This window comes from Sediminimonas sp. (genome assembly GCF_024637375.1).
In the GTDB taxonomy this organism is placed as follows: domain Bacteria; phylum Pseudomonadota; class Alphaproteobacteria; order Rhodobacterales; family Rhodobacteraceae; genus Sediminimonas.
Genome location: NZ_JAGXFK010000045.1, coordinates 45,100 through 57,247 on the forward strand (window position 1 = coordinate 45,100; position 12,148 = coordinate 57,247).

The 12,148-nt window shown below is 68.1% G+C and carries 10 protein-coding genes and 1 tRNA gene; 8 read left to right on the forward strand and 3 right to left on the reverse strand.

Annotated elements, in window-relative coordinates:
* Positions 1–3 precede the first annotated feature (3 nt).
* Entirely contained in the window at positions 4–2,196 is a 2,193-nt protein-coding gene (locus tag Q0L89_RS07040; protein ID WP_296763447.1) for a cation-translocating P-type ATPase, read from the forward strand.
* A 6-nt stretch (positions 2,197–2,202) separates the two neighbouring features.
* On the forward strand, positions 2,203–2,361 hold the full coding sequence (gene ccoS, locus Q0L89_RS07045) for a cbb3-type cytochrome oxidase assembly protein CcoS (protein ID WP_296763448.1): 159 nt from the start codon (positions 2,203–2,205) through the stop codon (positions 2,359–2,361).
* A 320-nt stretch (positions 2,362–2,681) separates the two neighbouring features.
* Here ccoS and Q0L89_RS07050 read toward each other — a convergent pair whose 3' ends face one another.
* The gene (locus Q0L89_RS07050) at positions 2,682–4,088 is read right to left on the reverse strand and encodes a D-alanyl-D-alanine carboxypeptidase family protein (protein WP_296763456.1); all 1,407 of its coding nucleotides are present in this window, start codon (positions 4,086–4,088) and stop codon (positions 2,682–2,684) included.
* Between the two features lie 326 nt (positions 4,089–4,414).
* On the opposite strand from Q0L89_RS07050, the gene clpS reads away from it, so the two are divergent.
* The 4 genes from clpS to hemF all read left to right on the forward strand — a co-directional run bounded on the left by clpS (position 4,415) and on the right by hemF (position 7,677).
* A complete protein-coding gene (gene clpS / locus Q0L89_RS07055) occupies positions 4,415–4,765 on the forward strand; it encodes an ATP-dependent Clp protease adapter ClpS (protein WP_296763449.1) in 351 nt (116 codons plus the stop codon).
* Positions 4,765–5,769, forward strand: a complete 1,005-nt coding sequence (locus Q0L89_RS07060; protein ID WP_296763450.1) for a methyltransferase — start codon at positions 4,765–4,767, stop codon at positions 5,767–5,769. Before clpS ends, Q0L89_RS07060 begins: the two co-directional genes overlap by 1 nt.
* A 43-nt stretch (positions 5,770–5,812) precedes the next feature.
* Complete coding sequence (locus Q0L89_RS07065) at positions 5,813–6,613, forward strand: SDR family oxidoreductase (RefSeq protein WP_296763451.1); 801 nt, start codon at positions 5,813–5,815, stop codon at positions 6,611–6,613.
* A gap of 185 nt (positions 6,614–6,798) precedes the next feature.
* A complete protein-coding gene (hemF, locus tag Q0L89_RS07070; protein WP_296763457.1) occupies positions 6,799–7,677 on the forward strand; it encodes an oxygen-dependent coproporphyrinogen oxidase in 879 nt (292 codons plus the stop codon).
* 75 nt (positions 7,678–7,752) lie between these two features.
* Here the strand turns inward: hemF and hemE are convergent, their stop codons facing one another.
* Positions 7,753–8,781 (reverse strand): uroporphyrinogen decarboxylase, encoded by a 1,029-nt coding sequence (gene hemE / locus Q0L89_RS07075; RefSeq protein ID WP_296763452.1) that lies wholly within the window; start codon positions 8,779–8,781, stop codon positions 7,753–7,755.
* A gap of 99 nt (positions 8,782–8,880) precedes the next feature.
* On the opposite strand from hemE, the gene hemC reads away from it, so the two are divergent.
* The gene (gene hemC / locus Q0L89_RS07080) at positions 8,881–9,825 is read left to right on the forward strand and encodes a hydroxymethylbilane synthase (protein WP_296763453.1); all 945 of its coding nucleotides are present in this window, start codon (positions 8,881–8,883) and stop codon (positions 9,823–9,825) included.
* 76 nt (positions 9,826–9,901) lie between these two features.
* On the opposite strand, the gene Q0L89_RS07085 is transcribed toward hemC, so the two are convergent.
* On the reverse strand, positions 9,902–11,314 hold the full coding sequence (locus tag Q0L89_RS07085) for an FAD-binding oxidoreductase (RefSeq protein ID WP_296763454.1): 1,413 nt from the start codon (positions 11,312–11,314) through the stop codon (positions 9,902–9,904).
* A gap of 384 nt (positions 11,315–11,698) precedes the next feature.
* On the opposite strand from Q0L89_RS07085, the gene Q0L89_RS07090 reads away from it, so the two are divergent.
* A tRNA-Met gene (locus Q0L89_RS07090) sits at positions 11,699–11,775 on the forward strand.
* Positions 11,776–12,148: the final 373 nt, after the last annotated feature.

Genomic DNA, 12,148 nt, shown 5'->3' on the forward strand with positions numbered 1-12,148 from the left:
GCCATGGCAGACGTCGCGCGCGCGCCCGTTTCGGCCTGCCCCGCCTGTTCGGCGGCGCCCGCCGCCGAGGCGCTGGCCGAACGGCGCGCCGCCGTGCGCGACGCCCGCATTACCCTGTCGCTGCCCACCATCCATTGTTCGGCCTGCATCTCGAAGGTCGAGCGCGCGCTCAACGCGCATCCGGGGGTGCGCGACGCGCGGGTGAACCTGACGCTGAAGCGCGCGCAGGTCGATGCCGAGCCGCACGTCACGGCACAGGAGCTGATCGCGACGCTCGACGCCATCGGCTACGAGGCGCACGAGCTTGACCCCGGCACCATCGCCGCCACGCAGACCGACAAGGCCGGGCGCGATTTGCTGATGCGTCTGGCCGTGGCCGGTTTCGCGGCGATGAACGTGATGCTGCTGTCGATCTCGGTCTGGTCGGGGGCCGAGGGGCCGACGCGCGATATGTTCCACTGGATTTCGGCGGCGATCACCCTGCCGACGATCGCCTTTTCCGGGCAGCCATTCTATCGCAGCGCCTGGGCGGCGCTGCGCCACGGGCAGCTCAACATGGATGTGCCGATCACGCTGGCGATCGTGCTGGCGGTGGTCACCTCGCTGTGGGAAACATCGCTGTCGGGGGAACACGCCTATTTCGACGCGGCGCTGGCGCTGACATTCTTCCTGCTGGCGGGGCGCTACCTGGATCACCGCACGCGCGCCATCGCGCGTTCGGCGGCCGAGGAGCTGGCGGCGCTGGAGGTGCCGCGCGCCTTCGTCATCCGCGACGGGGACGAGGTGCAGGTGCCGGTCGCCGAACTGGCCGTGGGCGACATCGTGGCCGTCCGCCCCGGCGGCCGGATGCCGGTGGATGGCGAGATCGTCGAGGGCACGTCGGAACTCGACCGCTCGCTGCTGACCGGCGAAACCGTCCCGGTATTCGCCGGGCCGGGGCAGGCCATCAGCGCCGGCGAGGTCAACCTTACCGGCCCGTTGCGGGTGCGCGCCACCGCCGTGGGATCTGACACCTCGCTGCACCGCATGGCCGATCTGGTCGCGGTCGCGGAATCGGGGCGCTCGCGCTACACGTCGCTGGCCGACCGGGCGGCCAAGCTCTATGCGCCGGGGGTGCATATCCTTTCGGCGCTCAGCTTCGTGGGCTGGTTTCTCTATACGTGGGACGTTCGTACCGCGCTCAACATCGCGGCGGCGGTGCTGATCATCACCTGCCCCTGCGCGCTGGGCCTGGCCGTGCCGGCGGTGACCACGGCCGCGTCGGGGCGGTTGTTCAAGCGCGGCATGCTGATCAAGCATTCCACCGCGCTGGAGCGCCTTGCCGCCGTGGATACGGTGGTGCTCGACAAGACCGGCACCCTGACCGAGGGCACGCCCGAGCTGACCAACCTGGGCGACCATGCGCGCACAGACCTGGAGGTGGCGCTGGCGCTGGCGGAGGCATCGTCGCACCCGCTGGCACGCGCCTTGACACAGGCGGTGCGCGAGGCCGGGATCGCTCCGGCGGAGGTGACCGGGGTGACCGAGATGCCCGGCTACGGCACCAGCGGGCGCTGGCAGGGGCGCGAGGTACGGCTGGGGCGCGCCTCGTGGGTGGGGGCGGCGCAGGGCGCGACGCAAACCGCGGCGTGGCTGTCGGTGGCTGGCGAGGCGCCGCGCGCCTTCACCTTCACCGACCGCCTGCGCCCCGGCGCCGAGGAGGCCGTGCAAGCCCTGACCGAGGCGGGCAAGCGGGTGATCCTGATTTCGGGCGACTCGAGCGCCGCAGTCGAGGCGCTGGCGCGCCGCCTGGGGATCGACCACTGGCTGGCCGAGGCGCTGCCGGAAGACAAGCTCGCCAGGGTCGAACAACTGGCGCAGGAAGGGCGGTACGTTCTGATGGTGGGCGACGGGCTCAACGATACGGCGGCGCTGGCGGCGGCGCATGTGTCGATCTCGCCCGCCTCGGCGCTGGATGCGGCGCGGGTGGCCTCGGATATTGTGCTGCTGGGGGGCGATCTGTCGCCGGTGGCGCAGGCGCTGGACACCGCGCGTTCGGCCATCCGGCGCATCCGCGAGAATTTCCGCATCGCGACGGTTTACAACATTGTCGCGGTGCCGCTGGCGGTGGCCGGGTTGGCGACGCCGCTGATCGCGGCCTTGGCCATGTCGGCGTCTTCGATTACGGTGTCGTTGAACGCCCTGCGTCTGAGGTAAGCACCGATGAACATCCTGGTCTACCTGATTCCGATATCCCTGCTGCTTGGGGGCGTGGGGCTTTTGGGGTTCATCTACACGATCAGGTCCAACCAGTACGACGACCCCGAGGGCGACAGTCGGCGCATTCTGAGCGACGAGTGGGACGACCACCCCAAGCCGTGACGCCGCGCCACGCGAACCGGGGCTTGACTGCGGTTGTCATCCTCGGGCCAGACCCGAGGATCCCCGTGCACGGGAGATCCCCGGTCAGGCCCGGGGATGACGGATCACCGCTCAGGTGGTGCGCATTTCTTGCGAGCCCGGGGTCCGCGTGCGTACAGGATGTTGCGTTCTATCACGTTCACCCGCCCCGCCCACATGTGGCCCGCGCGTGCGCCTGCACGCCCAACAGGCGGGCGCATGCCCTATGGTCGCAGTCTGGTGACTCCTCTATCCGGCGCAATGCCCTGTGGGGTGCGTTGCGCCAGTCGTTGCAAAGCGCCCTATCCCGGTGCCATCATGAAACAGGTGACCTTGCGGGCCTGAAGGCGGCGACAGGCCAGATCGGCCGAGTCGCGATCGAGCCCCATGAACATGGCGTCGAAGCCGCCGCCGCGTGGCACCACCTTGCGCAACGTGCCTTCCAGCGTCGATATCTCGCGCAGCGCGGTTTTCAGCAGCACTTTCTGGGCTGTGTGGCGGGTGTCGAAGCGCCCCAGGTTGATGCCCCAGTCGCGCCCGTCCGAAGTGCTGATCCGCGTGACTACCTCGCGCGCATCGGCATCGCTGTCTCCCTCGGAGGCCGACCCCTGCGCGCGCTCCGGCGTGGGTGGATCGGTGCGCACCGAGGCCACGGCAATGGCGTCGCCCGTATCGGGCGCCAACTCGTCGGGGCGCGGTCGGGGCGTGACCATGTCTGCCGGCGCCTGGGCGACGGCCACCTCGCTCAGCACGTCCTCTACGCCGTTCTTCACCGCGGCCACGACCGTGGCGGGGGGGCTGGCGATGGGACGCGCACGCGGCCTGAGGCTGCGCTGAATCGTGGTGACGAGGCGGATCGTCTTGCCGGCGCGGCGGCTGTCGGCGGTGTAGGGCGGTCTTCCGGGTTTGCGCAGCGCCACGCGCGTCGGCGCGCGGGAAAACCCCATGTCGAGCAGATCCGCCACGCGCGCGTTGCGCGTCGCGGTCGAACGCCCGCCGAACACCGTGGCGATGACCCGCTTGCCGCCGCGCTGGGCCGAGGCGACCAAGTTGAAGCCGGCGGCGCGGGTGTAGCCGGTCTTGATGCCGTCGGCGCCCCGGTAGCTGGACAACATCTGCCGGTTGGTATGGCGCACGCGGCGGATGCCGGCATCGGCCGTGATGCGCGAGAACAAGTTATAGTAATCGGGGTAGTCGTAGAGGATGTGGCGGCCCATGATCGTCATGTCGCGCGCGGTGGAAAGGTGGCCACTCTCGGTCAGCCCGTGCATGTTCTTGAACGTCGTGCGCGTCATCCCGAGCGCCTTGGCGGTGCGGTTCATGCGGCGGGCGAAGGCGGCCTCGGTACCCTCGATCGCCTCGCCAAGCGCGGTGGCGGCGTCGTTGGCCGATTTCACCGCCGCCGCCCGGATCAGATAGCGCAGCTTGATCCGCTGGTTGGTGCGAAGGCCCAGCTTGCTAGGGGGTTCCGAGGCGGCATTGCGCGAGATGCGCACCATGTCGTCAAGGCCGATCTCGCCGTGTTCGACCGCTTCGAACACGATGTAGAGCGTCATCATCTTGGTCAGTGAGGCCGGGTGCAACCGCGTGTCGGCATTGCGCGAATGCAGCACCTCGCCGGTGCGCGCATCCATCACCATGGCCGCGTAAGGGGCACCCAAGGCGGCGCCGACGTTCACCAGCAGCAGCCATGCCGCGATGAGAATCATCAGCCCGTTGGAGGCCGGCTGCCTGCGCCGATCCGTCACGATCTCTGCCTCTTCATGCCCTGCGGTGGCCGGTTTTCCGGTCTCGCCCGCTCTTGCCTGTTCGTATAAGGATAGCATATCAAGAGCGCGGCACAATGCACTCTTTTTATGAAGAAAATCGGCACTTCCGGGGGGCTTTGTCAACATCTTGGGGTGCGGGGAGTTGCGGCCCCAAGTTGCACGCCGCCGGTGCGGTGGCGCCGGGCCGCCCCTCTTTTCTCTGCCCCGTCACAGGTTATATAGAGGCGCAGAGGCGCTCAGACAAAAATGCATCGGGACACGCAGCCATGACACTACGCTATGACAGGATGTCCGGCGGCGAGGGCGGCGGTGCCGGCAACGGCGACAGCGAGGTGGTACTGGAGACGCGCAGCAAGACCAAGCGCCCGCCGCTTTACAAGGTGCTGCTTCTCAATGACGACTACACCCCGATGGAATTCGTCGTGCATGTGTTGGAGCGGTTCTTCGGAATGAACCATGCACAGGCCTTCGAGGTGATGCTGACGGTGCACAAGAAGGGGCTCGCCGTGGTCGGTGTGTTCAGCCACGAGATTGCCGAAACCAAGGTCACCCAGGTGATGGATTTCGCGCGCCGCCACCAGCATCCGCTGCAATGCACGATGGAGCGGGAAGAATAGTGAGCCGCTCGCGCCTGTCGCTGGCCTTGTCCGATGGCGGGCTGGCTTTGCCGGCCGGGGCGCCGGTTGCCGTCTTCGCGCCGCGCGCAGGGATGGACCTGACGGCCCTGCCGCGCGCGCATTGCGACCTGATTACCGGGTTTCGCCCCGACGCCGACGCGCTGGAAGCCGCCGGTTGGACGACACGGCTGACGCCGCGCGCGGGGGTCGATTACGGCGCGGCGGTGGCGGTGTTGCCGCGCGCCAAGGCGCGTGCGCGGGCGCTCATCGCTCAGGCCGCCCGGGTTGTCCGGGGGGGTCTGCTGGTCATCGACGGGCAGAAAACCGACGGAATCGATTCGATCCTGCGCGAGGTGCGCAAGCGGGGTCCGATCCTGGGCAGCTTTTCCAAGGCACATGGCAAGACGATCTGGCTGACCGCCGATGCCGACGTCTTTGCAGATTGGGCCAGCGCAGGCCCGGAACCGGTCGAGGGCGGCCATGTCACCGCACCGGGGGTTTTCTCTGCCGATGGGGTGGACCCGGCCTCGGCCCTGCTGGCGGATGCGCTGCCCGAACGGCTTGGCGCCCATGTGGTCGATGCCGGGGCGGGCTGGGGCTATCTTGCGCGAAGGATGCTGGTGCAGTGCAGCGGTGTCGAACGGCTGGATCTGGTCGAGGCCGATCACGACGCGCTGGAATGCGCGCGCCTCAACGTGCAAGACCCGCGCGCGGCCTTTCACTGGGCTGACGCCACCCGCTGGCGCCCCGATACCGCTTGCGACGCGGTTGTGATGAACCCACCCTTTCATACCGGCCGCGCCGCCGATGCCGACCTGGGGCGCGCCTTTATCGCGGCCGCGGCAATGATGCTGGCCCCGCACGGGCAGCTGTGGATGGTGGCCAACCGGCATCTGCCTTACGAGGCGGCGCTGTCGGCCCGTTTCGCGCGCACGGCCGAATTGTCGGGCGACGCGCGCTTCAAGGTGCTTTGGGCGGCGCGCCCGTATCGCAAAGCGCGGTGAACTGGCCTATGCTGCGCGCTCGGGAATCAACGGAGCCTCACGCATGTCCCTGACTATCTCCGGCAAGACCGCCATCGTCACCGGCGCCGCCAACGGCATCGGCCTGGCGATCGGGCGCCATTTCGTGGACAAGGGCGCCAACGTCGTGTTTGCCGACATGGACGAGACACGCCTCAAGGCGGAACTGGGCCCCAACGACGACAACCGCAATTTCCGCTGGTTTGCCGGCGATTTGCGGCAGAAGCTGACCATTGCCAACCTGTTGTCGGCAACGATCGACGCCTTCGACAGCGTCGACGTGCTGGTCAACGCTTCGCGCCAGATGGTGGCGGGCGATCCGCTGAACCCGGAAAAGGACGCGGTCGAGATGCTTTTGCAGCAGAACCTGATGACCGCGCTGCGTTTGTCGCAGGCGGTGGCCAAGCGCATGATCAAGCAGGGCAAGGGCCGCGATGGCGGCCCGACGGGCACCATCGTGAACCTGTCCTCGATCGCCGCGCGGCGGTCCAACCCCGAGTTGCTGGGCTATTCGGTGTCGACCGCGGCGCTGGAACAGATGACGCGCTCGCTGGCGGTGGCGCTGGCCGAGTACCGGATTCGGGTCAATGCGGTCGCGTTCGGGTCGGTAATGTCGGCCAGCCTCAAGGACGCGCTCAAGGACAATGCCGGGTTCCGCGGCGATATCGAGGAACACACGCCGCTGGGGCGCATCGCCTCGCCGCGCGAGTTGGCCGATACGGTGCAATTCCTGGCCAGTGACGGGTCGCGCTTCATGACCGGGCAGGTCTTGACGCTGGATGGCGGGCGCACCCTGCTGGACCCGGTCGGCGCGCCGGCGCACTGAGGCGCGCGCACGCCTTGGCGGCGCGTACCCGGGGGGCGTTGCGCAGTGGATATTTCTTGCCAGAAGAAGCAGCGGAGGTGTGCCGGCATGAGCAGGGCTTGTCTACTGGCCGGGCGGCGCGCGGGTTGCTACAAGGAGCCGCCAGAAAGGCCACGAGGGAGACGAGAGTGACCGACGACACCAGCATGCTGAGCGAGAAGCAGGCCGCCGCCGCGTGGTTTCGCACCTTGCGCGACGAGATCATCGCCGCTTTCGAGGCGCTGGAGGACAGCCAGCGGAGCGGGCCCACCGCCGATAGGCCCGCAGGGCGCTTCGAGGTCAGCGAGACGCGCCGCGCCTCGGAGGATGGCAGCGACGCGGGCGGCGGGTTGATGAGCGTGATGCGCGGCGGCCGCGTGTTCGAGAAGGTCGGCGTCAACGTGTCCGAGGTCTACGGCCGCCTGGGCGAAAAGGCGCAAGCGGCAATGGCCGCGCGCGGGGTGCCGGGCATGGCCGACGACCCGCGCTTCTGGGCCAGCGGCATCAGCCTGGTGGCGCACATGCAAAACCCCCATTGCCCGGCGGTGCACATGAACACGCGCATGTTCTGGACCCCCGGCGCGTGGTGGTTCGGCGGCGGGTCGGACCTGAACCCGTGCATCGAGTACGCGGACGACACCGCGCATTTCCATGCCGTCCAGAAACAGCATTGCGACCGCCACGACCCGGAATTCTACCCCCGGTTCAAGGCCTGGGCAGACGATTATTTCTACATCCCGCACCGTCACCGCGCGCGCGGGGTGGGGGGGATTTTCCTGGACGATCACACCAGCGGTGACTGGCAGGCGGATTTCGCCTTCATCCAGGACGTGGGGCGCGCGTTCCTGCCCGCGTTCCTGCCCATCACCGAGGCGCGGCGCGACACGCCGTGGACCGATGCCGACCGCGACGCGCAACTGGTGCATCGCGGGCTCTATGCCGAATACAACCTCGTCTACGACCGGGGCACCAAGTTCGGGTTGGAGACCGGCCACGACGCCAACGCGGTGCTGATGAGCCTGCCACCGCTGGCCAAGTGGGTTTAGGGCGCACCGGGCCGCCCGCGAGATGAACGTCCCGGGCTGCGAAACCGACGTTGCGGGCGCTTCGCGCCTTGCGTCTCAGGTGCGGATCGCGTCGATCATGCGTTGCACGTTGTCGGGGTCGGCATCCGGGGTGATGCCATGGCCAAGGTTGAAGATGTGCGGCCCGCCGCGCAGCGTCTCGACGATGTGGCGGGTCTCGGCGATCATTGCATCGCCCCCGGTCACCATGTGCGAGGACTTGAGGTTGCCCTGCACGCAGCCATCGGGTTGCAGGTGCTGCGCCACCCATTCGGGGCTGACGGTTTCATCGACGCCGACGCAGTCGGCGCCGGTGGCGCGGGCGTAGCCGATGTATTTCTCGCCTGCCTGGCGCGGAAAGGCGATCACCGGGATGCCCGGATGGCGGCGTTTGAGTTCGGTGATGATGCGCGCGGCGGGGTCGCGGGCATATTTGTCGAAATCCTCGCCTTTCAGCGAGCCCGCCCAACTGTCGAACAGCTTGACCACTTCGGCGCCCGCCGTGATCTGGGCCGAGAGGTATTCGATGGTGGCCTCGGTGATGCGCTCCAGCAGGGCCTCGAACAGCGCCCTGTTTTCATGCTTGAGCGCGTGCGCCGGCCCCTGGTCGGGGGTGCCGCGCCCGGCGATCATGTAGGTGGCCACCGTCCACGGCGCGCCGGCGAACCCGATCAGCGCCACGTCGCCCGGCAACGCCTGCGTCAGGTTGCGCACCGTCTGGTAGATCGGGGCAAGCGTTTCGTGGATGTCGGCGGCGGGCTTGAGCCGGTCGAGTTCGGCCGGCGTGGTGATCGTCGACAGCCGCGGCCCTTCGCCGGTGACGAACCACAGATCGGCACCAAGTGCCTGCGGTACCAGCAGGATATCGGCGAACAGGATCGCCGCGTCGAAGCCGTAGCGCCGGATCGGTTGCAGCGAAACCTCGGTCGCCAGATCGCTGTTATAGCACAGCGACAGGAAATCGCCGGCCTGCGCGCGTGTGGCGCGGTATTCGGGCAGGTAACGCCCGGCCTGCCGCATCATCCAGATCGGCGGCACCTTGTGTGCCTCGCCCGCAAGCGCCCGCAAGATTTTCTTGTCTGCCATGATGTGTTCCTTTGCCTGGGCGTTTGGTCACCTCGCGGCGACAAGATGTCAAGCCCGGGGTGCTTGTCAGGGCAACCTGGCGCGACTACAGCTTCGGGCATGAAAAGCAACCTGCCCACCCCCGCCCAACCGCTCAGGATCGGCACGCGCGGCTCGCCGCTGGCGCTGGCCCAGGCCCATGAAACCCGCGACAGGCTGTCGGCGGCCTTCGATCTGCCGCCGGACGCCTTTGAAGTCGTCGTCATCAAGACGACCGGCGACAAGGTGCAGGACCGCCCCCTCAAGGAAATCGGCGGCAAGGGGCTGTTCACCAAGGAGATCGAGGAGGCGATGATGTCGGGCGCGATCGACATCGCCGTGCATTCGATGAAGGACATGCCGTCGGCGCAACCGCCCGGCCTGACGCTGGACACCTACCTGCCGCGCGAGGATGCGCGCGACGCTTTCGTCTCGCTTTCCCATGACAGCCTGGCCGAGTTGCCCGAGGGCGCCCGCGTGGGAAGTTCCAGCCTGCGCCGGCGCGCGCAACTGCTGCACCGTTTCCCGCACCTGGAGGTGGTCGAGTTCCGCGGCAACGTGCAGACCCGCCTGCGCAAGCTGCGCGAGGAGGTGGCCAGCGCCACTTTCCTGGCCATGGCGGGGCTCAACCGGCTGGACATGGCGCATGTGGCGCGTTCGCCCATCGCGCCCGAGGACATGCTGCCGGCGGTGGCGCAGGGGGCCATCGGCATCGAGCGGCGTAGCGACGACAGCCGCGCCGGCGACATGCTGGCGGCGATCCACGATGCCGACACGGCGCGCCTTCTGGCGGCCGAGCGCGCGTTCCTCGCCGGGCTCGACGGGTCGTGCGAGACGCCCATCGGTGGACTGGCCGAGGTCAGCGGCGGCAGCCTGCGGCTGCGCGGCGAGGTGCTGCGCCCGGACGGGTCGGAAGTGATCAGCGACGACCGCACCGGGCCTGTCGAGGACGGCGCCGGGATCGGGCGCGCGATGGCGGCGTTCCTGCTGACGCAGGCGGGGCCGGACTTTTTCAGCTGGCGGTGAGGGTGGGGGCGCTGCCCCCGTCGCCTTGCGGCGACTCCCCCGGAGTACTTGTGGAAAGATGAAGCGGCACGCGGGGTCAATCGGGCGCCGGCGGCAGCACCTTGCCGGGGTTCATGATGCCGGCCGGATCGAGCGCGGCCTTGATGGCGCGCATCGCGCCCAGCGCGACCGGGTTCTTGCGCCGTGCCATCGAGGGCAGTTTCGAGGTGCCGATGCCGTGCTCGGCCGAGAAGCTGCCGCCCAGGCTGAGCACCTCTTCCTCGACCGCCTCGTTGATGGCATCATGCACCGCGGGGTTGTCGGTGGCCGGCCAGACCGTGTAGTGCACGTTGCCGTCGCCGAGGTGCGCGACCGAGATGCTTTCGGCGCCGGGGTCGAGCGCGGGCAGCCGCGCCTCGATGCGGGAAAGGAAGGTGGCGACCTTGTCCAGCGGCACGGCGATATCGGTGACGACGATGGGCCGGCGGGTGAGCGCGATCTCGGCGGCGGCTTCGCGCCGGGCCCACATTTCGGCACGTTGGGTGTTGTTCTGGGCGACGACTGCGTCGAGAAGCGTGCCGTCTTCGAACAGCGATTCGAGCACGTCCTCAAGGTAGCCGGTGAGCGGGACGCGCCCGTCCGGGCCGGGGGTGCAATCGCGCGGGGCGGTTGCTGCGACCTCGACGAGGATGTTGACATCGTGCGGCGCGTCGAACGGCTCGCGCGCGTCGTCAAAGCGCGCGACATGCTGCGCGATATAGTTTCGGGGCATGTATTCGAAGGCTTCGACCGTGCCGCCGGTGGCCTCTTGCAGGCGGTTGAGCAGCACTAGGGCCTGGTCGAGGCCCGGCGCCGCCACCATCGCGGTGGCATAGGCGCGGGGCCTGGGGGCGAGTTTCAGCACCGCGGCGGTGATGATGCCCAGCGTGCCCTCGGCGCCGATCATCAGGTGGCGCAGGTCGAAGCCGGCGTTGTCCTTGTGCAACTCGCTCATCAGGTCCATCACCCGGCCGTCGGGCAGCACCACCTCCAGCCCCAGGCACAGATCTCGGGTGTTGCCGTAGCGCAGCACGTTCGAGCCGCCGGCGTTGGTCGACAGGCAACCGCCGATCATCGCCGTGCCGCGGGCGCCGAAGGTCAGCGGAAAGATCAGCCCCTCGGCCTCGGCGGCATCGTGCAATGCCGACGGGACGACGCCCGCCTCGACGACGGCGATCCGGGCCGGGGCGCGGATCTCGCGGATGGCGTTCATGCGCTCCAGCGACAGCATCAGCGCCCCGTCGGCGCGCGTTCCGCCGGCCAGCCCGCTATTGCCGCCCACCGGCACCACGGGGGTGCCGGTCTCGAAGGCCAGGCGCATGAGTGCCGAGACTTCGGCGGTATCGGCGGGGCGCACCACCGCCAGCGGCTGCCAGTGGTAGCTGCCGGTCCAGTCCGCCGACCATCGCGCGACGTCTGTGCCATGGTAGACATTGGCGCCCCCCACGATTTCCCTGATCCTGTCCAGCACGGCGCGACCTCCTGTTTCCTGTCATCTTTGGCGCCACACTGGGCCTTGCGGGCAGGAAATTGCAAGCGGCTGCGTTGCAGCTATCCGGCGAGCGACCGGCTCCCTGGCGCACCCGCCCTGCAAGTAGAAGGCCGACAGCGCCGCGTTCATACCGGCGCGAAGCTTCAGCAATCTGCTGATCTGTCCCGACGACGTGGCGGCGGCGACCCACGGCGTGTTCGGGGCGAATTTCGCGCCGCGTCGAGGGTATCCCCGAAGCGCCGCAATCGGCGGGTGGCAGACGCGCGTGCAGCCCCCGGGACGGGCGGCGTTGGCTTTCTGGGCAAAAACCACGTTGTCCCCTTGACGGGGTGGAGCAGCTTGCGTAATTGCCGTCTCGGCTTCGGCGGAGTAGCTCAGTTGGTTAGAGCAGTGGAATCATAATCCATGTGTCGGGGGTTCAAGTCCCTCCTCCGCTACCAACTTCAGTACCATGGTTTTAAAATCGCTGGCTTCCAGCGGTTCCTCGCCCTTGCGGGCTATCGAGATGATCCCTGCAAGGTCACCGTGCAGATCAATCTGAGCTATGCCGGGAAATGGGTGACGGGGTTTGAAAGGGCGGCGTATCGTGGCGGGTGATCAAGCCTGCCAGAACTTCCAAAAGGAACGATACGCCTTGTGTGGTTGCCGCCCGTGATGCAAGAAGTTTTTGATCCTTGAGCATGTGATCGAGCGCGGTCTTGTGTCAGGCCTGTTCGTGCGACCTTCAAGAGCCGCTGGCCGAAATGGTGATCCGCGGAACGGGTCCAAATCTATGAAACGAGCTCAGTGGCTCTGGCGTATCGCCTGGTTCTA